The organism is Dyella lutea, from assembly GCF_024158035.1.
Lineage (GTDB): Bacteria > Pseudomonadota > Gammaproteobacteria > Xanthomonadales > Rhodanobacteraceae > Dyella_A > Dyella_A lutea.
Genome location: NZ_JAMZEK010000001.1, coordinates 409182 through 433888 on the forward strand (window position 1 = coordinate 409182; position 24707 = coordinate 433888).

Annotated in this window: 23 protein-coding genes; 11 read left to right on the forward strand and 12 right to left on the reverse strand. The window is 69.0% G+C overall.

Features of this window, described 5'->3' with window-relative positions; translation table 11 throughout:
• Window positions 1-71 precede the first annotated feature (71 nt).
• Window positions 72-713: a 4'-phosphopantetheinyl transferase family protein gene (locus tag NC595_RS01890; RefSeq protein ID WP_253564508.1), complete on the reverse strand. Its 642-nt coding sequence runs from the start codon at window positions 711-713 to the stop codon at window positions 72-74.
• Window positions 714-800: 87 nt separating this feature from the next.
• Between NC595_RS01890 and NC595_RS01895 the strand changes: the two genes are divergently transcribed.
• Entirely contained in the window at window positions 801-4271 is a 3471-nt protein-coding gene (locus tag NC595_RS01895; protein WP_253564509.1) for a hybrid sensor histidine kinase/response regulator, read from the forward strand.
• A gap of 9 nt (window positions 4272-4280) precedes the next feature.
• On the opposite strand, the gene NC595_RS01900 is transcribed toward NC595_RS01895, so the two are convergent.
• Both NC595_RS01900 and acs read right to left on the reverse strand, forming a co-directional pair.
• Complete coding sequence (locus NC595_RS01900; protein WP_253564510.1) at window positions 4281-4955, reverse strand: response regulator transcription factor; 675 nt, start codon at window positions 4953-4955, stop codon at window positions 4281-4283.
• A gap of 43 nt (window positions 4956-4998) precedes the next feature.
• Window positions 4999-6939: an acetate--CoA ligase gene (gene acs / locus NC595_RS01905; RefSeq protein ID WP_253564513.1), complete on the reverse strand. Its 1941-nt coding sequence runs from the start codon at window positions 6937-6939 to the stop codon at window positions 4999-5001.
• Between the two features lie 331 nt (window positions 6940-7270).
• On the opposite strand from acs, the gene NC595_RS01910 reads away from it, so the two are divergent.
• Window positions 7271-8926, forward strand: a complete 1656-nt coding sequence (locus tag NC595_RS01910) for an MFS transporter (protein ID WP_253564516.1) — start codon at window positions 7271-7273, stop codon at window positions 8924-8926.
• A gap of 231 nt (window positions 8927-9157) precedes the next feature.
• On the forward strand, window positions 9158-10567 hold the full coding sequence (locus NC595_RS01915; protein ID WP_253564518.1) for a hypothetical protein: 1410 nt from the start codon (window positions 9158-9160) through the stop codon (window positions 10565-10567).
• Window positions 10568-10658: 91 nt separating this feature from the next.
• Here the strand turns inward: NC595_RS01915 and NC595_RS01920 are convergent, their stop codons facing one another.
• Window positions 10659-10814, reverse strand: a complete 156-nt coding sequence (locus NC595_RS01920; protein WP_253564520.1) for a hypothetical protein — start codon at window positions 10812-10814, stop codon at window positions 10659-10661.
• Between the two features lie 217 nt (window positions 10815-11031).
• Here NC595_RS01920 and NC595_RS01925 point away from each other — a divergent pair, with 217 nt between their 5' ends.
• Window positions 11032-12129, forward strand: coding sequence for a PA0069 family radical SAM protein (locus NC595_RS01925; protein WP_253564522.1), 1098 nt, complete (start codon window positions 11032-11034; stop codon window positions 12127-12129).
• Here the strand turns inward: NC595_RS01925 and NC595_RS01930 are convergent.
• The 8 genes from NC595_RS01930 to NC595_RS01965 form a co-directional block, all read right to left on the reverse strand.
• Window positions 12106-12450: a hypothetical protein gene (locus NC595_RS01930; protein ID WP_253564524.1), complete on the reverse strand. Its 345-nt coding sequence runs from the start codon at window positions 12448-12450 to the stop codon at window positions 12106-12108. The genes NC595_RS01925 and NC595_RS01930 overlap by 24 nt on opposite strands.
• A gap of 4 nt (window positions 12451-12454) precedes the next feature.
• A complete protein-coding gene (locus NC595_RS01935; protein ID WP_253564526.1) occupies window positions 12455-12787 on the reverse strand; it encodes a hypothetical protein in 333 nt (110 codons plus the stop codon).
• Window positions 12784-13122, reverse strand: coding sequence for a hypothetical protein (locus NC595_RS01940; protein WP_253564528.1), 339 nt, complete (start codon window positions 13120-13122; stop codon window positions 12784-12786). Before NC595_RS01940 ends, NC595_RS01935 begins: the two co-directional genes overlap by 4 nt.
• 16 nt (window positions 13123-13138) lie before the next feature.
• A complete protein-coding gene (locus NC595_RS01945; protein ID WP_253564530.1) occupies window positions 13139-14629 on the reverse strand; it encodes a hypothetical protein in 1491 nt (496 codons plus the stop codon).
• Complete coding sequence (locus NC595_RS01950; protein WP_253564531.1) at window positions 14626-15522, reverse strand: ABC transporter ATP-binding protein; 897 nt, start codon at window positions 15520-15522, stop codon at window positions 14626-14628. Before NC595_RS01950 ends, NC595_RS01945 begins: the two co-directional genes overlap by 4 nt.
• A 42-nt stretch (window positions 15523-15564) precedes the next feature.
• Complete coding sequence (locus NC595_RS01955) at window positions 15565-15948, reverse strand: GntR family transcriptional regulator (RefSeq protein ID WP_253564533.1); 384 nt, start codon at window positions 15946-15948, stop codon at window positions 15565-15567.
• Window positions 15949-16085: 137 nt separating this feature from the next.
• Window positions 16086-18125, reverse strand: a complete 2040-nt coding sequence (locus tag NC595_RS01960; RefSeq protein WP_253564535.1) for a S9 family peptidase — start codon at window positions 18123-18125, stop codon at window positions 16086-16088.
• Window positions 18126-18248: 123 nt separating this feature from the next.
• Complete coding sequence (locus NC595_RS01965; RefSeq protein ID WP_253564537.1) at window positions 18249-19283, reverse strand: class 1 fructose-bisphosphatase; 1035 nt, start codon at window positions 19281-19283, stop codon at window positions 18249-18251.
• Window positions 19284-19439: 156 nt separating this feature from the next.
• Between NC595_RS01965 and NC595_RS01970 the strand changes: the two genes are divergently transcribed.
• From NC595_RS01970 to NC595_RS02000, 7 genes are all read left to right on the forward strand, one after another.
• Window positions 19440-20054 carry a DJ-1/PfpI family protein gene (locus tag NC595_RS01970; protein WP_253564539.1) on the forward strand — a complete coding sequence of 205 codons (615 nt, stop codon included), beginning with the start codon at window positions 19440-19442 and terminating at the stop codon, window positions 20052-20054.
• Window positions 20051-20236 (forward strand): hypothetical protein, encoded by a 186-nt coding sequence (locus NC595_RS01975; protein WP_253564542.1) that lies wholly within the window; start codon window positions 20051-20053, stop codon window positions 20234-20236. The genes NC595_RS01970 and NC595_RS01975 overlap by 4 nt, the downstream gene beginning before the upstream one ends.
• Window positions 20233-20997 (forward strand): NIPSNAP family protein, encoded by a 765-nt coding sequence (locus NC595_RS01980; RefSeq protein WP_253564545.1) that lies wholly within the window; start codon window positions 20233-20235, stop codon window positions 20995-20997. The genes NC595_RS01975 and NC595_RS01980 overlap by 4 nt, the downstream gene beginning before the upstream one ends.
• The gene (locus tag NC595_RS01985) at window positions 20994-21398 is read left to right on the forward strand and encodes a GFA family protein (RefSeq protein WP_253564546.1); all 405 of its coding nucleotides are present in this window, start codon (window positions 20994-20996) and stop codon (window positions 21396-21398) included. The genes NC595_RS01980 and NC595_RS01985 overlap by 4 nt, the downstream gene beginning before the upstream one ends.
• Window positions 21399-21436: 38 nt before the next feature.
• On the forward strand, window positions 21437-22063 hold the full coding sequence (locus NC595_RS01990; RefSeq protein WP_253564549.1) for a glutathione S-transferase family protein: 627 nt from the start codon (window positions 21437-21439) through the stop codon (window positions 22061-22063).
• Between the two features lie 95 nt (window positions 22064-22158).
• Window positions 22159-22863, forward strand: a complete 705-nt coding sequence (locus NC595_RS01995) for a helix-turn-helix transcriptional regulator (RefSeq protein WP_253564552.1) — start codon at window positions 22159-22161, stop codon at window positions 22861-22863.
• Window positions 22864-22925: 62 nt separating this feature from the next.
• Window positions 22926-24707 (forward strand): DUF885 domain-containing protein, encoded by a 1782-nt coding sequence (locus tag NC595_RS02000; RefSeq protein WP_425493052.1) that lies wholly within the window; start codon window positions 22926-22928, stop codon window positions 24705-24707.

Below are 24707 nucleotides of genomic sequence, written 5' to 3' on the forward strand. Positions count from 1 at the left end.
CGAGGAAAGGACACGCGCGGAGCGAAGTACCGCGGCGAACCCCAAGAGTACGCCAACTGCATGACGCCGGATCACTCCAAGTCGCCGCGCCAGCGAACCTCCATCGGGCGGCCGCGCCAGGCAAGCGCGGCCACCCAGGCTTCGTCGCACATGAGCTCTTTCAGATGCCAGTCTGCGAGCACTTCGCCCTCGAAAGCGAGCAGCGCGGGCGAGCCGGGATCCAACGACACGGCTACCCGCTCCATGCCGAACGCGAGGCCACGGCCCTGCGCCTTCAGCAGCGCCTCCTTGGCTGTCCACAGGCGCAGGAACTGCAGTGGCCGGCTCGCATCGTCACAGCGTTCGAGAGCGGTCGCCTCGGTCGCGGCGAAGAAGCGTCTGGCAAGCGCCAGCACATCACGCGTCCGCCGGGCTCGATGCTCGAGATCGATACCCGGCTGCACCGATCGAGCCACCGCGACGAGCGCGCGCTCACCGCTGTGCGACCAATTGAAACGAAGCGCGCCGCGCCCGCCCGCCTGAAGCACCGGCCGGCCGTGTTCCTCTTCGTGCAACTGGAGCGTATCCGCATCGCTGCCCAGATACCGGGCGAGCAGGCGCCGCAGCGGTTCCCGCCCCACCGCGGGACGATAAGCGCAGGACCACACATGAATCTCGTCTTCGCCCAGGGGCTCTGCTAGTTTGGCCTGTGGCGGCCGGACATGCTCGGACATGCCCGGCATGGTGCCGGGCCGCATGCGGCCAGCACAAGAACCGGACAGGAGCGCCACGGACGCGCGCGCATCGGGCGAGGGCCATCGGTGATTTCAGGCTGGCTGCTGCTGATCGTGGCCGCACTCTACGTGGGGCTGCTGTTCGTGGTCGCCTGGAAAGGCGACCGCAACCCGCTGTACCCGCGCAAGGCGTCCCTGCGGCCGCTGGTCTACAGCCTCGCGCTCGCCGTCTACTGCTCGTCCTGGACGTTCTATGGCGCGGTCGGTACGGCGGCGCGCGATGGCCTGGCCTACTTGCCGATCTACCTCGGCCCGGCCCTGCTGTTCCTGTTCGGTTTCGGCCTGATGAGCCGGCTGGTGACCGTGGCCGGCCAGCGCAACATCACCACCATCGCCGACTTCATCGGCGCACGCTTCGGCAAGTCGCACGGCCTGGCTGCCCTGGTGGCGCTGATCGCGGTCATCGCCGTGGTGCCTTACCTCGCGCTGCAGTTCAAGGCGATGGCAATGTCGGTCGACGTGCTCTCGGACACCGGGCCGACATCGATCATTCCCTCCGCGGACAGCGCGCTCTGGTGCGCGTTGTTGTTGGCCGCCTTCGCGATCCTGTTCGGCACCCGCAGCATCGACGCCAGCGAACACCATCACGGGATGATGCTGGCGATCGCTCTGGAGTCGGTCATCAAGCTGGTTGCCTTCCTCACGCTCGCCATTTACGCGCTGTGGCGCGGGCCCGGCTGGGAGGCCCTGGCGGCGTTGCCGCCGGCGCGTTTCACCCAGGGCCAGTCGCCGGGCTTCCTGGCCCAGACCGTGCTCGCCTTTCTAGCGATGTTCTGTCTGCCGCGACAGTTCCAGATCGGCGTGGTGGAGTGCGAGGACCCGCACGACCTGCATCGGGCGCGCTGGATGTTTCCGCTGTACATGCTGCTGATCAGCGCGGCGGTGTTGCCGATCGTGGCCGCCGGCATGCACCTGCCGGCAGTGCGCGGTGGGCTCGCCGACGCGTGGGTGCTCAACCTGCCCCTGGCTCACGGCGATCGCGGCACGGCTCTGGTGGCGTTTCTCGGCGGATTCTCCGCCGCGACCGGGATGGTGATCGTCGCCACCGTGGCGCTCTCGACCATGATCAGCAATGACCTGGTGATGCCCGCCCTGCTGCGCATCCGGAGGCTGCGGCTGGAGCAGCGGCAAGATCTCTCGCTGCTGCTGCTGCGCATCCGGCGCGTGGCCATCATCTCGCTCTCGCTGCTGGCCTACGGCTACTACCGGCTGGTGGCGGACAACGCCAATCTGGCGGCGACCGGCCTGCTGGCATTCGCTGCGGTGGCGCAGTTCGCGCCGGCGATCATCGCTGCGCTGTACTGGCGCGGCGCCAGCCAGTCGGGCGTGGCGATCGGCCTGCTCGCCGGCTTCGCCTCCTGGTTCTACACCCTCCTGCTGCCGGCCATCGATCGCCATGCCAGCTGGCTGCAGGAAGGGCCGTTCGGCATCTCCTGGCTGCGCCCGCAGGCGCTGTTTCACCTCAGTGGCTGGGACCCGGTGATGCACAGCACCTTCTGGTCGCTGCTGCTCAACGTCGGTTGTCTGGTGTTCTTCTCGCTGCGTTTCCGGCCCAGCCTGGCCGAGCGTATCCACGCGGCGATGTTCGTCGATCCGTACATCGCCAGCAGCAGCGGCAGCGGCGACTGGCGCGGCCGCGTCGCGGTGGGCGACCTGATGACGATCGCCGGCCGCATCGTGGGCGAGCGCAGTTCGCAGCGCGCCTTTGCCGAGTACGGCCTGCGCCAGGGCAAGGCGCTCGAGCCGAACGAGTCGGCCGACCGCGCGCTGATCCAGTACACCGAACGCCTGCTCGCCGGCGCCGTGGGCGCGGCCAGCGCGCGCCGCATCCTGATGGGCGCGCTGTCCGGCTCGGGCCTGGACATCGCCGAGGCGATGGCGCTGATGGACGAAGCCTCGCAGGAGCTGCGCTTCAACCGCGAGCTGCTCTCCACCACGCTGGAGAACGTCTCCCAGGGCATCAGCGTGGTCGATGCGCGCATGCGCCTGGTCACCTGGAACCGCCGTTATCTCGAGCTGTTCGACTACCCCGACGGCATGGTCTACATCGGTGTGCCGGTCGCCGACCTTATCCGCTGGAACGCCGAGCATGGCGAATGCGGCCCGGGCGAGGTGGAGGAACACGTGGCCAAGCGCATCGGCCACCTGCGCGCCGGTACGCCGCACCTGTTCCAACGCGTGCGCCCGGACGGCACGGTGATCGAGATGCGCGGCCGGCCGTTGCCCGGTGGCGGCTATGTCACCACTTACACCGACGTCACCGCTTACAAGCATGCCGAGCTCGCGCTGCGCGAGGCGAACGAGAATCTCGAGCAACGGGTGGACCAGCGCACCGCCGAGTTGAGCGAGGCGCTGGACGCCACCGCGCGCGCGCAGCGCGAGGCGGAGGCGGCCATGGTCTCTAAGACCCGTTTCCTCGCCGCTGCCAGCCATGACCTGCTGCAGCCGCTCAACGCCGCCCGCCTGTTCACCTCGGCCCTGCGCCAGCAGCCGGCACTGGACGAGGAGTCGCGCCGCCTGGCCGAGCGCATCGACGCGTCATTCCGCGCCGCCGAGGACCTCCTGGATGCGTTGCTCGACGTCTCGCGACTGGATGCCGGGCGCTACCAGCCGGAATTCGGCGATTTCGCCATGGCCGACCTGTTCGATTCCCTGCGCGCACAGTTTGCCGTGGTCGCCGAGCAGCGTGGTCTGCGCCTGCGCGTGGTGCCGACCAACCTGTCCATCCGCAGCGACCCGCAGTTGCTGCGGCGGATCCTGCAGAACTTCCTCTCCAATGCGCTGCGCTACACCCGCGAAGGTGGTGTGCTGCTGGGCGCGCGGCGCGACGGCGACGAGGTGCGGATCCAGGTCTGGGATACCGGGCCTGGCATCGCGCCGGAGCAGCGTGCGCACATCTTCGACGAGTTCCAGCGCCTGCAGCGCCCTTCCCCGTGGGGCGAGAAGGGGCTGGGCCTGGGACTGTCGATCTGCGACCGCATCGCGGCGATCATGGGGCATCGTCTCGAACTGCATTCGCGCGAGGGACACGGCAGCTGCTTCGGCTGCGTCGTACCGCGTGTGGCTGCGGTGCCCCGTCGCCCCGCGGTCGCCCCGCGCCTGCCTACCGGCGAACAGTTGCCGCTGACCGTGCTTTGCCTGGACAACGACCCCGCCATCCTTGATGGCATGAAGGCGCTGCTCGGGCGCTGGGGCGTCGATTGCCGGCTCGCCGAGGACGTGGCGCAGGCCGAGGCCGAGCTGCGCCGCGGCGGGGTCGATCTGGTGCTGGCGGACTACCACCTGGCCGACAGCACCGATGGCCTGCAGGCGTTGAACCAGTTGCGGCTCAGGCTGGGCAGCCTGCCGCCGGTGGCGATGATCACCGCCGACGGCAGCAGCGAGCTGAAGCAGCGCGCGCGCGAACTGGGCTACCCGCTGCTGCACAAACCGGTGCGTCCGGCCGCCCTGCGTGCACTGCTGGGAGCGCTGGTGCGTCGCCAGGCCAGCAACGGCTGACCGCCGCGCCTACTCCGAGTCGTCGTCGGGGAACGACTGCATGGCACCCGGATCCACCGCCAGCTGGCTTGCGGCAAGCGCTACCTGGGTGCGGTTGTTGACCCCCAGCTTGCGCATGATCGCGGTCATGTGGGCTTTTACCGTCGCCTCGGACACGCCCAGGTCCCATGCAATTTGCTTGTTGAGCTGGCCCTCGGCGATCATCGTCAGCACGCGGAACTGCTGCGGCGTGAGCGAAGCGACCCGTGCGGCGACGTCGGCTTCGTCGCGCTTGAGCGCGATCTCGCCGCCGACCAGCTGGTGCGGCAGCCAGGTGTTGCCGTCGAGCACGGCATGGATCGCCTGCACGATCTCATCGCCCGGCGTCGACTTCGGAATGTAGGCCGAAGCGCCGTGTGCCAGCGCGCGGCGAGCCACCTGGGCCTCCTCATGGCCGGAGACCACAATGGTCGGCAGCCCCGGATACTGGCCCCGGATGTGCGCGAGGGCGGAATAGCCACGGGCTCCGGGCATGTGCAGGTCCAGCAGCAGCAGGTCCGCCTCCGGGTACTGCTCGATCATCGCCATCAGCTTGTCGACGCTGTCGGCGCAATGCACCGCGGCGGCGGGCAGGGCGGAAACCACCGCGCGCTCCAGCGCGTCGCGGAACAGGGGATGGTCGTCGGCGATCAGTACGTCAGGCATGGGATGCGGTGCGGGAGCGCTTCGGCAGCACCCCCGCCCATGATCACTTGATGAGTCGCTCGTCGACGAGGTTCTTCACCACGCTGGGATCGGCCAGGGTGGAGATGTCGCCGAGCTGGTCCGGTGCGTTCTCGCCGATCTTGCGCAGGATCCGGCGCATGATCTTGCCCGAGCGCGTCTTCGGCAGCCCGGGCGCCCATTGCAGGAAATCCGGCGTGGCGATCGGGCCGATCTCCTTGCGCACCCACGCGATCAGTTCCTTGCGGAGGGCGTCGTCCCCGACCTCGCCAGCGACCAGGGTCACGTAGGCGTAGATGCCCTGGCCCTTGATCTCGTGCGGGCAGCCGACCACCGCGGCCTCGGCCACCTTCGGATGCGACACCAGTGCGCTCTCCACCTCGGCGGTGCCGATGCGGTGGCCGGAGACGTTGATCACGTCGTCGACGCGGCCGGTGATCCAGTAGTAGCCGTCCTCGTCGCGGCGCACGCCGTCGCCGGTGAAGTAGTTGCCGGGGTAGGCGCTGAAGTAGGTCTCGACGAAGCGCTGGTGGTCGCCATAGACCGTGCGCATCTGGCCCGGCCAGGAATCGGTGATCAGCAGGTTGCCCTCGCAGGCACCCTGCTGCACCTCGCCATTGGCGTCGACGATGGCAGGCACCACGCCGAAGAAGGGCAGGGTGGCCGAGCCGGGTTTGGTGGCGATGGCACCGGGGAGCGGGGTGATCAGGATGCCGCCGGTCTCGGTCTGCCACCAAGTGTCCACGATTGGGCAGCGCTCGTCGCCGACCACGCGGTGGTACCACTCCCAGGCCTCGGGGTTGATCGGCTCGCCGACCGAGCCAAGCACGCGCAGGGACGCGCGCGAGCAGGCCTTCACCGGCCCCTCGCCCTCGCGCATCAGTGCGCGGATCGCGGTGGGGGCGGTGTAGAACAGGCTGACCTTGTGCTTGTCCACCACCTGCCAGAAGCGGCGGTAGTCGGGGTAGTTCGGCACGCCGTCGAACATCAGCGTGGTGGCGCCGTTGGCCAGCGGCCCGTACACCACGTAACTGTGCCCGGTGACCCAGCCGACGTCGGCGGTGCACCAGTAGACGTCGTCCTCGCGCAGGTCGAACACGCATTCGTGGGTGTAGCTGGCGTACACCAGGTAGCCGCCGGAGGTGTGCAGCACGCCCTTCGGCTTGCCGGTGGAGCCGGAGGTGTACAGGATGAACAGCGGGTGCTCGGCCTCCATCGGCTCGGGCGGGCAGTCGGCGCTCTGGCCGTCCATCAGGTGGTGCCAGTAACGGTCGCGCGGCGACTGCATCGGCACGGCCGAACCGGTGCGACGCACCACCACCACGGTCTCCACGCTGTGGGTGCCGGGACGCTCCAGTGCGGCGTCGACATTCGCCTTCAGCGGAATTTTCTTTCCGCCGCGCACGCCCTCGTCGGCGGTGATCACCACCTTGCACTGCGAATCGGCGATGCGCCCGGCCAGCGAGTCGGGCGAGAAGCCGCCGAACACCACCGAGTGGACCGCGCCGATGCGGGCGCAGGCCAGCATCGCCATCGCCGCCTCGGGGATCATCGGCAGGTAGATCGCCACGCGGTCGCCCTTCTGCACGCCGAGATGCTTGAGCGTGTTGGCGAACTTGCACACCTCGGCATGCAGCTCGCGGTAGCTGATGTGGCGCGACTCGTTCGGATCGTCGCCCTCGAAGATGATCGCGGTCTTGTCGCCGCGCTTTTCGAGATGTCGATCAAGGCAGTTGGCGGCGACGTTGAGCTGGCCGTCCTCGTACCAGCGGATGAACAGGTTGTGCGGGTCGTACGACGTGTTCTTGATCTTCGTCGGCGCCTTCATCCAGTCCAGCCTCTGACCGATGCGACCCCAGAAGCCCTCCGGATCCTTCACCGATTCGGCGTAGAGGCGCTCGTAGTCCTCACGGTTCACCCGGGCGTGGGCGGCGAATTCGGGATTGACCGGATGGACCTTGGACATGACGGGCTCCTTCGAATGACTTCGTGGCACGGGACGAAGATGCCCGCGCGTTTGACCGAGTGTAGCGTTCGACGCGGTGCAGCACCCCGGCGGAACCGCTTCGACTTTCGTCGATTCTCGACCAAAGCCGAATAGCTGCGCGCATTGCAGCATCCCCATGCTCGGCCCTGCCTCCGCTGCGACGTCTTGTCTCCGGCGCGTCTCTCGCTCGGCGGCACCACGTGTTCGACGGGACACATGGACCGGGGGGTCCATCCCGACACATGGCCGCGATGACGCGGCGCCATCTCCGCCAGGGTGCGGAGCCGTTCTTACCAGAGGGGAATACAGCATGGCCACCACCGGCATCACCGCGGACACCTCGCTCGATGTCAGCCATCGGCGGGTGATCTTCGCGTCCAGCCTCGGCACCGTCTTCGAGTGGTACGACTTCTACCTTTACGGTTCGCTGGCGGCGATCATCGCCAAGCAGTTCTTCTCCGGTCTCAACGAGGCCTCGGCGTTCGTGTTCGCCCTGCTCGCCTTCGCCGCCGGCTTCGCGGTGCGTCCGTTCGGTGCGATCGTGTTCGGTCGCATCGGCGACATGGTCGGACGCAAATACACCTTCCTGGTCACGATCCTGATCATGGGCCTGTCGACCTTCCTGGTCGGCGTGCTGCCGGGCTACAACAGCATCGGCGTGGCCGCCCCGGTGATCCTGATCGCGCTGCGCCTGCTGCAGGGCCTGGCGCTGGGCGGCGAGTACGGCGGCGCGGCCACCTACGTCGCCGAGCACGCGCCGGACGGCAAGCGCGGCCTGTACACCAGCTTCATCCAGATCACCGCCACCTTCGGCCTGTTTATCTCGCTGCTGGTGATCCTGGGCTGCAAGATGGCGCTGGGTCCGAAGTTCGACGAGTGGGGCTGGCGCATCCCGTTCCTGCTGTCCTCGGTGTTGCTCGCGGTATCGGTGTACATCCGCCTCCAGTTGTCCGAGTCGCCGGCGTTCAAGCAGATGAAGGAAGAGGGTCGTCATTCCACCGCGCCGCTGACCGAGTCGTTTGCCCGCTGGGGCAACCTCAAGGTGGTGATCCTGGCGCTGCTCGGTGCCACCGCGGGCCAGGCCGTGGTGTGGTACGCCGGCCAGTTCTACGCGATGTACTTCCTCGGCAATACGCTGAAGATCGACGCCACCACCACCCAGCTGATGATCGCCGGCGCGTTGCTGATCGGCACCCCGTTCTTCGTGGTGTTCGGCTGGCTGTCCGACCGCATCGGACGCAAGCCGGTGGTGCTGGCCGGCTGCCTGCTGGCCGCGCTCACCTACTTCCCGATCTTCAAGGCGCTCACCCACTTCGGCAACCCGGCGATCGAGGCGGCCAGCACGTCGGCACCGATCCGCGTCACGGCCGACCCGAAGGACTGCCACGTGCAGATCGACCTGATCGGCAAGAAGGTGTTCACCAGCTCCTGCGACGTGGCCAAGAGCTTCCTGACCAAGCGCGGCGTGCCGTATGAGAACGTGGCCGCGGCGCCGGGCACGGTCGCGGTGGTGTCGGTGGGCGGCAAGGACTTCCCGTCGTTCGACGGTTCGCAGATGGCCAAGGCGGACTTCGCCGCCAAGGTCAAGGCGTTCGGCGAGGAGGTTGGCACGGCGGTGAATACCGCCGGCTACCCGGCCAAGGCCGACCCGGCGATGATCAACAAGCCGATGGTGATGCTGCTGCTGTGGATCCTGGTGATCTACGTGACCATGGTCTACGGCCCGATCGCGGCATGGCTGGTGGAGATGTTCCCGACCCGTATCCGCTACACCTCGATGAGCCTGCCGTACCACATCGGCAACGGCTGGTTCGGCGGCTTCCTGCCTTCGGTGTCGTTCGGCATCGTGGCGGCCACCGGCGATTTCTACGCTGGCCTGTGGTACCCGATCATCATTGCGGCGATGAGCGTGGTGATCGGCGGCCTGTTCCTGCACGAGACCAAGCACGTTTCCATCCACGACTGAGCGGTGCCGGTGGCGCCATCCCGGGGAGGGAGGGCGCCACCGGCCCGACCACGGCCGATGTCGCAGCTTTCTGCGCGGCGGTGCAGCGCGACGAAAGTCGTAATGCACCGGGACAAAGACCGCGATTAACGTGCGCCTAATGTTTCGCCACTTGCGATCGATATTGGTCGGAGCGCTGCCCGACGGGTGCGGCTCCGCCGATACCGGTCCTTCCATCCGGGGATACAAGCCATGAAAAGAAATCCGATGTTCTTCGCCGTTGCTGTCGCACTCGGGCTGGCGGTGGCCGGCCCGTCGTTCGCTGCCACCAAGCAGAAGACCGACGTCAAGGCGCTGCAGGCGCTGATCGAGAAACAGCAGGCCCAGCTCGATGAGCAGCAGAAGGAACTGGCGCAGATGCGCGAGGCGTTGCAGCAGATCCAGGGCAACCAGCAGGCGCAGCAGCAGCAGATCGAGAAGGTCGCCAGCACGCCGCCGCCCCCGCCCCCGGCTCCGTCGGCGTTCAGCAGCGCGCCCGGCGTATCGGTGGCCCTGCATGGCTTCGTCTCGGCCACCGCGTTCAGCCAGGACAAGAGCTTCACCTTCGGCAACGGCCAGAACGCCGAATTCCCGGTGACCGGCTCGCACGGCAACACCAGTGGCTTCGACGTGCGCAATACGCGTTTCTGGCTCGACTTCAAAGGCGCCAAGTTCAATGAGAACTGGTCGGGTGGCGGCCGAATTGAGATGGATTTCTTCGGCGGTTTCAACGGCACCGGCGCCTACTCGCTGTCGCAGCCGACGCCGCGTCTGCGCCAGGCCTACATGGACCTGGCCAACGCCTCCAGCGGCACCACGATCCGCGTCGGCCAGCAGTGGGACCTGCTGTTCCCGCTGGACAATGTGCCGGCCTCGATCACCCACATCGCCTTCCCGCTCGGCTACGGCACCGGCATGATCGGCTGGCGTTTCCCCGGCGTGGTGATGATGCAGGATCTCAACCACGGTTCGGATGGTCCGAAGTGGCGATTGGATCTGGGCGCCTTCGAGGGCTCCTGGGATGGCCCCGGCAACAACGTGAACTACCTCACCGGCGGCAATGCCGGCTTCCGTCCGCAGCTGCAGGCGCGCCTGCACGTGCAGGACAAGGACTGGCTGGCCTACTTCGTGGCGCACTACTCGCAGATCGACCTGCGCGGCGTCGATGGCACCGCGGCCACGCCGGTCGCCACCAAGATCGACAGCCAGGGCTTCGAGGTGGGCGGCAACTGGCATCCGGGCAACTGGATGTTCAAGGGTAACCTGTACACCGGCAAGGGCCTGGGCCAGGTATTCGGCGGCCTGATCCAGTTCGGCGACATCAAGGAGACCGGCGGCTTCCTGCAGGCCGGCTACAAGTTCACGCCGAACTGGAGCGCCAACGCGTTCTACGGCTACAGCAAGCCCAAGCGCAGCGACGTGGTGGCCTGGCTGGGCCAGGGCTCGGCCGGGCGGCTGGAGAATCGCCAGTCCGCGCTCAACCTGATCTACACCTCGGGCGCCTACGAGCTGGGCCTGGAGTACATGTACTCCGAGTTGGACAGCACGTCAGCGGCCAATCCTACGGCCACCACCACCACCAAGGGCAACCAGGTCTCGCTCAGCGCAAAGTACAACTTCTGAGTCGGGACCGCGGCGGGCGCCGACCGTCCGCCGTCATTCCCGCGAAGAGCCACGCCGCGAGGCGTGGCTCTTCCTTTACGGACCGGATCGCTCAGTCATGGCCGAGCGGCTGCTTGCCTTCGCGCAGCCGCTGCAGGTCGTAACTGGAGAGCGATTCGGCGCGGGCGCTGGAGCTGATCCGGGCCTGGGCGAAGGCCAGCCCGGTGCCCAGCAGTCCGATCAGGCCCAGTAACAGCCAGATCGCCATGGCCCCGCCCCCGTGGCGGGTGAAGCACAGCACAAAAGCCAACATTGTTCCGGTCAGCCAAAGCCAGCGCATGAGAGGAATGCCTCGTCGACCCGGTGCCGCGCCCCGGTGGTGGCGCCGATCATAAACCTGCTTCCGGGCCGGGCGTCAGCGCAGGGATCCGGTTGTGCCAAAGCCGTCGCGCGCGGTGAGATGCTTGTCACCCAGGCTGCGTCCCATGTCCGACTTCAACGACCCCTTTTCGCCCCGGGCCCACAGAGGCCGCGGGGCGGCCTCCAACCCGGAAGGCCGCTTCGAGGCCCTGCGGCGCCAGGCCGAGGACGACGGCTGGCAGAGTGCCCTGCTCGACGACGCAGCGCCACGGCCGCGCACCGAAGTCAGCGAAGAACGCGCGCGCAGCGTGATCACCCGCAACGACTCGCCGGACATCCATTTCAGCCAGGCGATGAACCCGTACCGCGGCTGCGAGCATGGCTGCATCTACTGCTTCGCGCGGCCTTCGCACAGCTATCTCAACCTGTCACCGGGCCTCGACTTCGAGACCAAGCTGCGCGCCAAGGGCAACCTCGCCGAGGTGCTGCGCCACGAACTGTCACGCCCGGGTTACCGCGTGGAGCCGATCAATATCGGCAGCAACACCGATCCCTACCAGCCGATCGAGAAGCGCTGGCGCCTCACCCGCGCCGCGCTGGAGCTGCTGGCCGGCTGCGGACACCCGTGCACGATCGTCACCAAGAACGCGCTGGTCGAGCGCGACATCGACCTGCTCGCACCGATGGCACGAGCGAATCTCGTGCAGGTGTTCGTCTCTGTGAACTCGCTGGACAACCACCTCGCCGCGAAGCTCGAGCCGCGCGCCAGCGCGCCGCACCGCCGGATCAAGGCGATCCGCGCGCTGGCCGGGGCCGGCGTGCCGGTGGGCGTGCTGGTCGCGCCGATCATCCCCGCGCTGAACGACCGCGACATGGAGGCGGTGCTCGAACAGGCCGCCGCCGCGGGCGCCTCCTGCGCCGGCTACACCGTGCTGCGGCTGCCGTACGAGCTGAAGACCCTGTTCCGCGAATGGCTGGCCCTGCATGCCCCGGATCGCGCGGCCCACGTGATGAGCCTGGTGCAGCAGATGAATGGTGGCCGCGACTACGACAGCGACTTCCGCACCCGCATGCGCGGGCAGGGCGTGTTCGCCGACCTGCTCAAGCGACGCTTCGAGGTCGCCTGCCGCCGGCACGAGTTTGGCCGCGCCCGCGATCTCCAGCTCGACACCACCCGTTTCGTGCCCCCGCGCCCGTCGTCACCGCAGGGTCAGCTGTTCTGACCGATCTCCGGTCGCGGCGAGTGCCTGGGCACGCTCCAGCATGGAATCGCGGGCGAGCAGGCGCGGCAGGAAGAAGGCCGGCGTCGTGAGCAGCAGACCCAACGACTCCGTGCCCGCCAGCGGCCACCCGTGCAACGTCGGGAACACCCAGTGCGCCCCCGCCAGCAGCCAGAACAGACCGGTGAGGTGGATCAGCGACAGCAGCCATGCCTGGGCTCCGCGTGTGCCGGCCCGCAGGCATTCATCGCGCACGATCCGTTCGGCCTGCGTCCACGGAATGCGGTAGGCGCGGACCAGGCGCCGCGTGGTGATCCATCGCATGACGTCATTCCCTCCTGCGAGCGATGGGATCGCGCGCCAGCCGCTCCGCTTCGGCCAGGATCGTCATCCGGGCCGCGCGCTGCGCCAGCCACAGATGCAGGCCGAGCAGCGCCAGCGCGGCAACCACCATGAGACCGCCCCAGCCGCGCGGCAGTGTCACCCACCCGAAGTCTCCTGCCACGCTGGTCAGCCAGAGCGCTGCGGTGGGAGGCGCCAGCCAGCCGTAGCGCCGCCACTGCCTGAGGCTGTGGTCGCGGACTACGGCGCGTGCCACCGGTAGCCGCAGCCCGTAACGTGCGGCCAACCATTCCGGGCGGATCGCGGTGCGCGTGATCATGTGTCCGGCCCCGCATGGACGCGAGCGGCGATGCGCGCCGCCTCGGCATGGATGGCCGGGCGCGCCAGTCGTTGGCCCAGCAGTCGCCAGGCCAGCATCACCGCCTGGGTAGCCATGATCAGCGCGAAGATGTTCAGGCCGTGGAGGTCTCCCCGAACGTAATCGCCCAGCGCATACGCCAGGCCAGCCACGCCGCCGAGCCCGACGACGAGCAGGGTCCAGCACCATCCGGAGCGCAGCAGCGCCTGACGGGTCGCTTCACCGACGATCTCGGCGGTCGTGGCGACGGGTAGACGGTAATGCTCGGCGAAGCTTCGTGCCGTGGTCGGAGCCATGGTCGACGGTTCTCCATCATCCGTGGGCGAGGAAAGGGTGCGGCTGCCGCGCCATGCCCCGAGCGCCGCTAGCGGTGATCCAGCCGAGCACCGTGGCCAGTGCCAGTGCAACCACGAGGTATGCGCTCCACAGGACAGGCGACCCGGCCCAGGGGCCGTCTTGCTGCAACTGGCTGGCGAGCAGGCCGGTGATCGTGCTGATCAGCACGACGGCGGTCAACGCGCCGCTCACCAGACCGAGAGCCCAGCCGGGCAACGGCTGCCGACCGAGAGCGTCCAGCGTCAGCGCCACGCCGGCAAGGAGGCAGAGTAGTGGCGCCGCGACCAGCGCGAGGGTAGCGATCACGCTCAGATTCATGCGCTGGGCGACGATCCATCCCGCCACGGCGAGCAGCAGATTGATGACGACGGGCCGCGCCAGGGTGGCTCGCAGCAGCGCCCGGCGTACCCGATCGGGTGTACCCAGACCGGGCAGCACCCCCAGGACGGCCAGTTCGCGCTGCGACGTGGACCAGCGCTGGCGCACGGTCAAGGCACTGACCAGCGGCAGGCCGAGTGCCAGCATGAACGCGAGCCCGGCCAGCATGGGGATGCCCAGTGCATAGATCAGCCCCAGCCACGACACGCTGGCACCGGGCCTCGTTGCACGGATCAGCACCATCGCAACGATGAAGACCAGCATCGGCCCGGCCATCGTGAGGCCGCGGCGGCAGAGTCCCCGCAGGGTTTGCGGCACGAACCCGCGGCCGAGCGCCACGCGCAGCGAGCCCACCGGGTGCGCCGGGCCGATATGCCGGAGGTTCGTCTCCGGCTGCAGCCAGCCTGGCCGCCGCCGATCCACGATGCGGATGCCGGCGCCGCTGCCGTCCCAGTGGCCGGTGGCGTTCTTGCCGCGCATGCGCATCACCATGGCGCTCGAACGCCCAGCTTGGCTGGCTTCCAGACGCACCAGGCCGTGCCAGCGGATGGCACAGATCACGCCGAAGCCCGCCGCCGCCACCGCCCACCAGATCGTCGAACGGGGATCGTCGAGCGTGGGAACGGGCAGCACCCGCCGCGCGGCGTCGGACGCGGCGGGCAGGAGTCCGATCAGCATCGCCACCGGACCCGGAAGCAGGCTGAATGCGAATCCCGCTGCAAGCACCAGCGCCGTCAGGGCGGCCGCACTCGTCTCCCCCAGCGTGGCACGCCCGAGCGCGGCTCCGATTCCGATGGTCGCCAGGGCGGCAAGTCCGACGGCAGCGGCTGCCACCACCTCCAGCCGCGGAATGCGCAGTTGACGCGCGTCGCGGGCCAGCAGCAGGCCCGCCGGCATGAGAAAAGCCCACAGATAGGCCACGCCGGCCTCGAAGGCGAGCAGCGCGATATGGCCGCCCTTCGCACCCGGCCACAGCAGACGGACAACGATGGCGACCACGAGCCCGAGCAGGAACACGCCCCCCACGAGCCAGCGAACCGAAGGGTAGGTGGCTCTCCAGAAGGTCAGCAGCAGGTCGCGCGGTCTCATTCGGCCACCTCCACGAACAGGTCCTCCAGCCCCAGCGCGTCGACGCGTGCGCCGGTCAGTCGCGACGCCTCCGGCCACTGGCCGCGTTCATCGCGCTCGACCACCAGGCTCAGGCTGCCGTCCTCGTGGCGCCGCCGGCTCAGCGCGGCGGCGGGTGCAGCCGCACTCATTGCGGCCGGCAGCCACAGGCGGGCGAAGCGCTCCTTGGTGTCGTCGGCGGCGCAATGCAGCAGCAGTTTTCCTTCGTGCAGGAAGGCGATGTCCGAGGCGATCCGCTCCAGGTCGGAGACGATGTGGGTAGAGAACAGAACCGTGGTACCGGACTCCCCAGCCCGCAGCGCCACCTCGCGCAGCAGTTCGCGGCGGGCGACCGGATCGAGCGCGGCCGCCGGTTCGTCCAGCACCAGCAGCTCCGGCTGCGAGGCCAGTGCCCGGATCAGGTCGACGCGCTGTCGCTCACCCGGCGACAGCTTGGCCAGCAGCTTGTTCGGCGGGATCTTCCAGCGCTCGAGGGTCTTTCCGGCAAAGCGCGCATCCCACCCGGGATAGAAACGGCCGACGTAGTCGAGCAGTTGTGTGGCGGTGAGCCAGCCCAGCGCCTCGGGCTGTTGTGGCACGTAGGCCAGTCGCGCCTTTGCCTGGTCGTCCATGCGCAACGCCGGCTGGCCGAACACGCGGGCCTCGCCGGCGGCGGGTTCGAGCAGGCCGAGCATGGCGCGGATCAGGGTGGATTTGCCGGCACCGTTGCGACCGATCAGGCCGAGCACGCTGCCCGGTGCCAGCGCCAGGTCCACGCCGCGCAGCACCTCGCCATCCGGGTAGCTGTGCCTGAGTCCTGCGACCGACAATGGTGACGTCGTGTCGACGGCGGCTGGGGCGAGCTGGGCGTTCATGGGATTCCTCCTTAAATCGGGTTCGGCGATGGCCGGGACGGATCAGGGTTCGAGCAGGCGGCCAAGCCGACGCAGCACGGCGTCGGACGGCAGTTCCAGTTCCCGGGCATGGCGCGCCAGCGCCTGCAGCTGCGGCTCCAGCAGGGCGAGCCGCTGCGCCTGCGTCTGCGTCGGTCGCGTGGTGGCGGCCACAGCCATGCCTTTGCCGCGCAGCCGCTCGAGCAGGCCTTCGGACTCGGCCATGCCGTAGGCGCGCGAGACGGTCATCGGGTTGATCGCATGGAATGCGGCCACCTCACGCACCGAGGGCAGCAGGTCGCCCGCGGCGAGCTGGCCGCCGGCGATCAGGCGGCGCAGCTGCTCGACGATCTGCCGGTAGATCGGTTCGGGCGAGGCCGGCTGGATGGTGAGCAGCGATGCGTCCATGTGTATCAGTACATCAATACACATGGGGTGCCGTCAAGGGTGATGCGTGGCAGGGCCCGGGCGGGTCGGGCGCACACCACGCAAAAGGGCGAGTCCTGCGACTCGCCCTTTTGCTTCATCCGCTCCTGTCGGTTGGCTCAGCCGCCCGGCGGAAGGTATTTCTCGAACCACATCAGCGCGCGCTGCAGTACGTCGCGCTGGTGTGCCGGGTCGACGAAGTGGTGGCCCTCGTTCGGGTACACCACCAGCGAGGTCGGCACGCCGAGCGTGCGCAGCGCGTGCCACATCTCGAACGACTGCGGGGCCGGGCACTCGGCGTCGCGGTCGCCGACCACGATCAGCATCGGCGTCTTCACCTGCTTGATGAAGTGGATCGCCGAGCTCTTCGCGTACACCGCCGGATCGTCGTACACCGAGGCGCCGAAGTACGGGATCATCCACTGGTCGATCAGGTTCTCGCCGTAGTAGCTCTGCCAGTCGGAGATGCCGGCGCCGGCCACCACCGCGCGGAAGCGCTGGGTCTGGGTCGGCACGAACATGCTCATGAAGCCGCCGTAGCTCCAGCCGGTGAGGCCCAGGCGCTTGTCGTCCACCGGCAGCTTCTTCTCGATGGTGTCGACGCCGGCGAGGATGTCGCGCAGGTCGCCGTAGCCGAAGTCCTTGCGGTTGGCCTGCACGTAGGCCTCGCCCTGGCCGTAGCTGCCGCGCGGGTTGGGCATGAACACGAAGTAGTCCAGCGCCGAGAACGGCACGCCGCCGAAGCCGACCGCCGGCCAGCGCGGCAGCACGGCACTGGCCGGACCGCCGTGCACGGTGACGATCATCGGGTAGGACTTCTTCGCGTCGTAGTGCGCCGGGTACAGCAGCCAGCCCTGCACGTGGCGGCCCTCGTTGTCCCACTCGACCGACTCGGCCTTGCCCCACGACGGCTTCAGCGCCGCGTTGATCGCGGTGACCGCCGACGGCGGCGTGCGCCCCAGCCGGCCGGCATGCACTTCCGGCGCGGCGGCGTAGGAGCTCTGCGCGAACGCGACCTTCGCATGGTCGGCCGACAGCGACAGCCCCATCGCCGCCGTGCCGTCACCGAGGCTGGCGTCCAGCGCGAACAGCGGCGCCTGCGCCGTCGCGTGGGTCGCGTCGATCGCATACGGCGCCACCTCGCTGCGGCCGTTGCGGATCTGCGCCACCAGCAGGCGGTCGGCCCCGGTCCAGCCGAACCACACCGGGGTGACCTTGATGCCCGGAGTCAGCGTGGTGACCGCGCCGCGGGCGGACGGCACGGCGTAGAGGTCGCCGCCGGTCGCGCCCTGGTCGCTCATCAGGCCGCCGATGAAGACGATCCGCGAACCGTCCGGCGACCAGCGCGGCAGCGCCATCTGCAGGCCGTGCAGCGGGCCCGCCACGGTGCGCGTGTCGACCAGTGCGCGGGGCTCGGCGCCGGCCTTCGCCTCCTGCGCGTACAGCCTGGCGATCCACCAGTTGTTGTCGCCGGGTGCCGGTGCGGCGACGTAGGCGAGCTGGCGGCTGTCCGGCGACCAGCTGAACTCGTAGACGTAGCTCGACGCCGGGGTGATCATCTCCTCCGCGCCACCGGCCGCCGGTACCGCGGCGACGCGCTGCACTTCCAGCCCGTCGACACCGATCTCGCCGGCGGCCGGCTTGGCCGCGGCCACCGCGCTGGCGGCACGGGTGGCGCCTTCGACGTAGAGGAAGCCGAGCGCTTGGCCGTCGGGCGACCAGCTCAGCGCGTGCGCGTAGCCGTCCAGCATCGCCAGCTTCTGCGGCGCGGCGGAGCCAACGGTGTCGGCCACCACCACGGCCGGGTGGCCCTTGCCCGCGCCGACGCTGGCGCAGGTGGAGAGGAACGCGAGGTGCTGCGAATCCGGCGCCCAGGCGATGCTGGATTCACGGCAGCTGCCGGCCGCGTCGCGGGTGTTGAGTCGGTGGGCGTCGCGGCCGTTGGCCTTCGCCAGCATCACCGCGGGCTCGCCATCGGTGTCCACCACCCAGGCCAGCTGGCGTCCGTCGGGCGAGAGCTGCACGCCGTGGATGCCGCGCACCTTGCCCAGTTCGGTCAGCAAATGGTCGATGCGCGGATCGACCGGCGCGGCGCTGGCGAAAGCCGGCAGGGTCAGGCCGGCCAGCAGGGCCAGCGGCAGCAGGGAGACTCGGGACATCGGCGGCTCTCTCGGCGGGTGGAGAAGCCTTCGAACCTAGCAGCGCGCGGGGCACCGCTCCAAGTGCTGCAAGCCATGGCGCGGGCGCTTCGCAAACCCCTGCGGAACGCCCGCGCCGTGCGGTCAGCCGCGCAGGCCGTCGGCCTCGCGGTGGTAGTGGGTTGCCCGTTCCACTTCCTCGCGCGAGCCGAGGAACACCGGCACGCGCTGGTGCAGGCCATTCGGCTGCACACCGAGGATGCGCTCGCGGCCGGTGGTCGCCGCGCCGCCGGCCTGCTCGACGATGAAGGCCATCGGATTGGCTTCATACATCAGCCGCAGCTTGCCGCCCTTGGCCTTGATCTTGGCGTCCAGCGGATAGAAGAACACGCCACCGCGGGTGATGATGCGGTGCACGTCGGCCACCATCGAGGCGACCCAGCGCATGTTGAAGTCGCGCCCGCGCGGACCGTCCTTGCCGGCCAGCAGCTCGCCGACGTAGCGCTGCATCGGTGCCTCCCAGTGGCGCTGGTTGGACATGTTGATGGCGAATTCGCCGGTGGCCTCGGGGATGCGGATGTCGCGCCGGCTGAGGACGAAGCTGCCGACCTCGCGGTCCAGCGTGAACTCGTGGGTGCCGTGGCCGAAGGTCAGCACCATCACCGTGGCCGGCCCGTACACCACGTAGCCGGCGGCCAGCTGTTCGGTGCCGGCCTGCAGGAAGTGCTCGGCCTTCGGCTCGGTCACGCCGTCCGGGCAGCGCAGCACCGAGAAGATCGTGCCGACGGAGATGTTCACGTCGATGTTCGAGCTGCCGTCCAGCGGATCGAACAGCAGCAGGTGGTTGCCCTTCGGGTACATGTCGGGGATCGGCTGCGGATCTTCCATCTCCTCCGAGGCGCAGGCGGCGAGGTGGCCGCCCCAGGCGTTCGCCTCCAGGAGGATCTCGTTGGAGATCACGTCCAGCTTTTTCTGTGCCTCGCCCTGCACGTTGATGCTGGCCGCGTCACCCTCGCCGGCGGCCATGCCGAGCACGCCGCCCAGCGCGCCCTTGTTGGTCGCCACGCTGATGCGCTTGCAGGCCCGCGCCACCACCTCGATCAGCAGCGACAGCTCGGCGTTGATGTGGCCGGCGCGGCGTTCCTCGATCAGGAACTGGATCAGCGAAACGGGCTTCATGGCGTCTCCGGGACGAAACAGGACCGCCATTGTCCCGTGCGCGCCGCAGGCACGCCAGTCGGCGTCCACCATCCGCCCCCGGACGGTCGGGCTGCTGACAGCACGTTGGCAGCAGGCCGGGACCATGCTTGCGCTCCACCCACGGAGGGCAAGTCCATGCGCGATACGGTTCATGTTCTAGTGTTCGACGGCTTCGCCGACTGGCAGGCCGCGCTGGCCCTGTGCGAGGTGCGCCGCCCGGGCGACTGGCAGGTACGGACGGTCGGCTTTGACCGCCAGGCTGTCGTCTCGATGGGGGGGCTGACGGTACAACCCGACGCCACCCTGGTCGAAGTCGACCGGCAACGCGCCGCGCTGGTGATCGTCCCCGGCGGCCACCTGTGGCAACGCGGGGAAGGCCAGCCCGCCGTCGACCTGCTGGCGGAGGTGCACGCCGGTGGGGCGCCCGTCGCCGGTATCGACAGCGGCGTGCTGGCGCTGGCCCGTGCCGGGCTGCTCGATGACTGCCGCCATACCGGAAACTGGGCCGGGCAACTCGCCCAGATCCCCGGATATGCCGGCGCCAGCCAGTACGACAGCGACGTGCTGGCGGTCAGCGATGGCGGCGTGATCACCGCCAGCCACCTGGGCAGCGTGGAGTTCGCCCGCGAGGTGATCCGTACGCTCGACCTCTACAACCCGAGCGACCGCGAGCACTGGTACCGCCTGTTCCGGCACGCCCAGTTGCCGCCCTGGTGCGTGGGCGAACCGGCGGAGGAGGCGGTGGCATGAGTACCCGGTTCGATCGCGTGATCCGCGCCTACGGCCCGCTGCGGCTGCGCGGTACCTTGACGGAAGGCCACTGGATGCAGGCACCGCGCAAGGCAACCACGAAAGACCCGGCGCGCCCGAAGCGTGCGCACCTTTTCGCACTGGTGGCCCTGCTGCTGCGCCAGGGAAGGAGCCGCCCATGAGCGCGCCGGTGATCGGCGTGCTGGAGCTTCGCCAGTACACCCTGCGCGCGGGCCAGCGCGAACGCCTGGTGGAGTTGTTCGAACGCGAGTTCGTGGAATCGCAGGAGGCGCTGGGCATGGTGCTGCCGGGCCAGTTCCGCGACCTGGACGATCCGGACCGCTTCGTCTGGCTGCGCGGCTTTGCCGACATGGCGACGCGGGCACGGGCGCTGACCGCGTTCTACGACGGCCCGGTCTGGCGCGACCACCGGGATGCGGCCAACGCCACCATGATCGATTCGGACGATGTCCTGCTGTTGCGTCCCTGGCAGCCGTTCGACCTGCCGGGGGCGCCTCGGCCGGCCCCGGGGCGTGCCGGGCCTCCCGGCTGGCTGGCGGCCATGGTCTGCCCGGTCGACGCCCTGGTCGGTGCGGCGCTGGCCCGTGCGTTCGACGACGAGGTCCGGCCATGGCTGGCCACGCGCGGGCTGCGGGTGCTCGGCAGCGGCCTCAGCGAGACGGCGCCGAACAACTTTCCGCGCCTGCCGGTACGGGAGAACGAGCCGGTGTTCGTCTGGTTCGGCCTGTTCGATCCGCCGGCCGCCATCGCGCCGTGGCCGGCGATGCTGCTGGCCGAGGCGGAGGAAAACCCTCTGCAGGCGTGGACGCACCGACTGGCCGGACCGTCGCAGCTGCTGCGCCTGGCGCCGACACCACGATCCCTGCTGCGCGGCCATACGGTGGCGCGTCGCGGCGAACCTTCCATGGAGCCCCCCGCATGAAGACCACCTATCACGGCAGCTGCCACTGCGGCGCCGTCGCGTTCGAAACCGACATCGACCTGGCCGAGGGTACGGGCCGCTGCAACTGCTCGATCTGCACCAAGACCCGGGCCTGGGGCGTCATCGTGCGGCCCGATGCGTTCCGCCTGGTCCGCGGTGAAGAGGCGCTGTCGGACTACCAGTTCGGTACGCGCTCGATGCATCACCTGTTCTGCCGCCATTGCGGCGTGCACCCGTTCGGGCGGGGTCACCTCGACGTGCTTGGCGGCGACTTCCTGAGCATCAACCTGGCGTGCCTGGACGACGTCGAGCCGCAGGCGCTGATCGCCGCACCGTTGCGCTACAGCAACGGTCGCGACAACGACTGGATGCACCCACCGGCGGAAACCCGGCACCTGTGAAACCGTCGTCGAGCCATCACCACGAGCGATCGCCTGTCATGACCACACCCCGGGTCACCTTCTTCTACGCCCCGCAGACCCGCGCCGCCGGCACGCTCGCCTTGTTCGAGGAACTGGGCGTGGACTACGACCTGCATCTGCTCAGCCTGAAGACCGGCACCCAGCGGGCGCCGGACTACCTGGCGGTCAACCCGATGGGCAAGGTGCCGGCGATCCTCCACGACGGCGCGCTGGTGGCCGAGCAGCCCGCGGTGTTCCTCTACCTGGCCGATCTCTACCCGGAGAAAGGGCTGGCGCCGGCGATCGGCGACCCGCTGCGCGGCCCCTATCTGCGCTGGCTGGTGTTCTACGGCTCGTGCTTCGAGCCGGCGATCGTCGATCGCGCCATGAAGCGCGAACCGGCGGCGCCGTCGACCTCGCCCTACGGCAGCTGGGAGCAGGTCTACGACACCTTGGTGGCCCAGCTGGCGACCGGTCCCTGGCTGTTCGGCGAGCGTTTCACCGCTGCCGACGTGCTGTGGGGAACCGCCCTTAACCGGACCACGAACTTCCAGCTGGTGCCGGAGCACCCGGCGATCCGCAGCTACATCGATCGCGTCCTCGCCCGCCCGGCGATGCAGCGGGCACAGGCGAAGGACGCCGGCTACGCCGCGCAGCAGGCCTGACCGGTGGCCGGTTCGGCGGAGCGAGCAGGAGCGTCCGCCGTCCGGCATGACCGACGTCGCAGGCGCTGCGACCGGAGGCAGGGCATCATGCGCGGATGCGCCGTGCCGACCGCCTGTTCCTCATCATCCATGCCCTGCGCGGCCGCCGCACCGCGCTGCCGGCCCGGTCGCTGGCCGACACCCTGGGCGTTTCGCTGCGCACGGTCTATCGCGACGTGGCCGACCTGCAGCTGTCCGGCGTGCCGATCGAGGGCGAGGCCGGGGTCGGCTACGTGCTGCGCAAGGGCGCGGACATCCCGCCGCTGATGTTCACCGCCGACGAGCTCGAATCGCTGGTGGTCGGTACCCGCTTCGTGCGGGCGTTTGCCGGCGACCGTCTGTCTGCCGGCGCCCAGGCGGCGCTGATGAAGATCGAGGCGGTGCTGCCGCCGGAGCTGCGCGAGCGCTCTTCCCGTACGCGCATCTATGCGCCGGTCTGGCGCGACGAGGCGCAGGCCACCTTCGCCGCCCGCATCGACCGGCTGCACGCGGCGATCGAGGGCCGGCAGGTGCTGCGGCTGGACTATCGCGACGAGGCCGGGCGCTCCAGCGAGCGCGAGGTCGAGCCGCTGTGCCTGGCGTTCTGGGGCGGTGCCTGGACCCTGGGCACCTGGTGCCGGCTGCGGCGGGACTTCCGCAACTTCCGGCCCGATCGCATCGCCGGCCTGGGCGAGACCGGCGAATGCTTCGCCGATCGCCCGGAACACAACCTCGACGCCTACCTCACGGCAATGCGCGGTTACTACGCAGGCATGGATTGACGCTGGCATAAGGCGCAATCTCTGCGAAGATCGTCGACTGATCTTGCGGAGGGAACGTCTCGATGAAGTACCTGCTGGGCGGCCTGCTGGCCGCAGTCCTGGGCCTGGTCCCCGTCATGGCCGGCGCACAGGCAAACGATGCCGATGCACGCTTCCATGCGATCTATTCGCAGGAATGGGCGTGGCGGACCGGGCAGAGCGGCATCAGCAGCTCGGGCGAGGCCCTGCCCGGCGACGGCCGCCTGGACAGCGTCGATGCGGCGACCCAGCAGGCCAGGCTGGAGCGCTGGCAACAGGTGCTGAAGGACCTGGACGCGATCGACCTGCAGGCGCTGTCGCCCGGCGAGCGGGTGAACTACGAGGTCTACCGCGCGCAGATCGCCAACCTGCTGGCCGACCAGCGCTTCAAGGTCTGGCAGATGCCGTTCAACAGCGACTCCTCGTTCTGGGGCGACATCGGCTACGAACTGCACGACGACCACCTGCGCAGCGTCGACGACTACGAGCACTACCTGGACCGGCTCGGCCAGATCCCCGCCTACTTCGACCAGCAGATCGCCAACATGCGCGCCGGCCTGAAGCGTGGCTTCAGCGTGCCGCGGGCGGTGCTGGACGGGCGCGACGTGTCGATCGCCGCGGTCGCCGACCTCGCCGATCCGACCGACAGCAGCTTCTACGCGCCGTTCAAGCACCTGCCGGACAGCATCCCCGCCGACCAGGCACAGGCGCTGCAGGGTGAGGCGTTGCGGCGCGTGCGCGACGACGTGATCCCGGCCTACCAGAAGCTGCTGGCGTTCTTCCGCAACGAATACGTGCCGCAGGCGCGCACCACGCTGGCGGCCGAGGCGCTGCCGGACGGCAAGGCGTTCTATCGCCAGCAGATCCGCGAATACACCACGCTGGACCTCGACCCGGAAGTCATCCACCAGCTCGGGCTGGAGCAGGTGGCGAAGATCCACGCGCAGATGCTGGAAACGATGAAGCAGACCGGCTTCAAGGGCAGCTTCCCCGAGTTCCTGCATTTCCTGCGCACCGACCCGCAGTTCTACGCCAAAACCCCGGACGAGCTGCTGATGCGCACGGCCTGGGTGGCCAAGCAGGTCGATGGCCAGCTCGGCAAGTTCTTCGGACGCCTGCCGCGTCAGCGCTTCGCGATCGAGCCGGTGCCGGCCGACATCGCGCCGTACTACACCTCCGGCCGCGGCGGCGCCGACACCTACCTGGTCAACACCTACGACCTGAAGTCGCGCCCGCTCTACAACATGCCGGCGCTGACCCTGCACGAGTCGATGCCCGGCCATGCACTGCAGCTGGCCCTGGCCGCCGAGCAGCATGGTCAGCCGGCGTTCCGTCGCGACGGCTACATCTCCGCCTACGGCGAGGGTTGGGCGCTGTACGCCGAGTACCTGGGCAACGAGATGGGCATCTACCACACGCCCTATGAGCGCTTCGGTTATCTCACCTACCAGATGTGGCGCGCCTGCCGGCTGGTGGTGGACACCGGCATCCACCACGACGGCTGGACCCGCCAGCAGGCGATCGACTACCTGACCCAGAACACCGCGCTGTCCGATCGCGAGATCGCCAACGAAGTGGATCGCTACATCAGCTGGCCGGCGCAGGCGTTGTCCTACGAGATCGGCTACCTGAAGATCCTGGAGCTGCGCCACAAAGCGGAGCAGGCGCTGGGCGACAAGTTCAAGCTGCGCGCGTTCCACGACACCGTGCTGCAGATCGGCTCGGTGCCGCTGCCGGTGCTGGAGAAGCGCATCGACCGGTTCATCGCCGACGGCGGGCCGGAGCCCGACTTCGGCTGCGACTGCAAGGCCAAGCCGGCCGGCTGA

What these genes read in the sequence shown, in the direction of transcription:
- NC595_RS01950 (WP_253564531.1), bottom strand. Translation starts at nt 15,522, where the DNA reads ATGAACGCCCAGCTCGCCCCAGCCGCCGTCGACACGACGTCACCATTG.
- NC595_RS01915 (WP_253564518.1), top strand. Translation starts at nt 9,158, where the DNA reads ATGAAAAGAAATCCGATGTTCTTCGCCGTTGCTGTCGCACTCGGGCTG.
- acs (WP_253564513.1), bottom strand. Translation starts at nt 6,939, where the DNA reads ATGTCCAAGGTCCATCCGGTCAATCCCGAATTCGCCGCCCACGCCCGG.
- NC595_RS01970 (WP_253564539.1), top strand. Translation starts at nt 19,440, where the DNA reads ATGCGCGATACGGTTCATGTTCTAGTGTTCGACGGCTTCGCCGACTGG.
- NC595_RS01980 (WP_253564545.1), top strand. Translation starts at nt 20,233, where the DNA reads ATGAGCGCGCCGGTGATCGGCGTGCTGGAGCTTCGCCAGTACACCCTG.
- NC595_RS01920 (WP_253564520.1), bottom strand. Translation starts at nt 10,814, where the DNA reads ATGGCGATCTGGCTGTTACTGGGCCTGATCGGACTGCTGGGCACCGGG.
- NC595_RS01965 (WP_253564537.1), bottom strand. Translation starts at nt 19,283, where the DNA reads ATGAAGCCCGTTTCGCTGATCCAGTTCCTGATCGAGGAACGCCGCGCC.
- NC595_RS01910 (WP_253564516.1), top strand. Translation starts at nt 7,271, where the DNA reads ATGGCCACCACCGGCATCACCGCGGACACCTCGCTCGATGTCAGCCAT.
- NC595_RS01935 (WP_253564526.1), bottom strand. Translation starts at nt 12,787, where the DNA reads ATGATCACGCGCACCGCGATCCGCCCGGAATGGTTGGCCGCACGTTAC.
- NC595_RS01985 (WP_253564546.1), top strand. Translation starts at nt 20,994, where the DNA reads ATGAAGACCACCTATCACGGCAGCTGCCACTGCGGCGCCGTCGCGTTC.
- NC595_RS01890 (WP_253564508.1), bottom strand. Translation starts at nt 713, where the DNA reads ATGTCCGAGCATGTCCGGCCGCCACAGGCCAAACTAGCAGAGCCCCTG.
- NC595_RS01940 (WP_253564528.1), bottom strand. Translation starts at nt 13,122, where the DNA reads ATGGCTCCGACCACGGCACGAAGCTTCGCCGAGCATTACCGTCTACCC.
- NC595_RS01930 (WP_253564524.1), bottom strand. Translation starts at nt 12,450, where the DNA reads ATGCGATGGATCACCACGCGGCGCCTGGTCCGCGCCTACCGCATTCCG.
- NC595_RS01900 (WP_253564510.1), bottom strand. Translation starts at nt 4,955, where the DNA reads ATGCCTGACGTACTGATCGCCGACGACCATCCCCTGTTCCGCGACGCG.
- NC595_RS01955 (WP_253564533.1), bottom strand. Translation starts at nt 15,948, where the DNA reads ATGGACGCATCGCTGCTCACCATCCAGCCGGCCTCGCCCGAACCGATC.
- NC595_RS01925 (WP_253564522.1), top strand. Translation starts at nt 11,032, where the DNA reads ATGTCCGACTTCAACGACCCCTTTTCGCCCCGGGCCCACAGAGGCCGC.
- NC595_RS01945 (WP_253564530.1), bottom strand. Translation starts at nt 14,629, where the DNA reads ATGAGACCGCGCGACCTGCTGCTGACCTTCTGGAGAGCCACCTACCCT.
- NC595_RS01990 (WP_253564549.1), top strand. Translation starts at nt 21,437, where the DNA reads ATGACCACACCCCGGGTCACCTTCTTCTACGCCCCGCAGACCCGCGCC.
- NC595_RS01960 (WP_253564535.1), bottom strand. Translation starts at nt 18,125, where the DNA reads ATGTCCCGAGTCTCCCTGCTGCCGCTGGCCCTGCTGGCCGGCCTGACC.
- NC595_RS01975 (WP_253564542.1), top strand. Translation starts at nt 20,051, where the DNA reads ATGAGTACCCGGTTCGATCGCGTGATCCGCGCCTACGGCCCGCTGCGG.
- NC595_RS01995 (WP_253564552.1), top strand. Translation starts at nt 22,159, where the DNA reads ATGCGCCGTGCCGACCGCCTGTTCCTCATCATCCATGCCCTGCGCGGC.
- NC595_RS02000 (WP_425493052.1), top strand. Translation starts at nt 22,926, where the DNA reads ATGAAGTACCTGCTGGGCGGCCTGCTGGCCGCAGTCCTGGGCCTGGTC.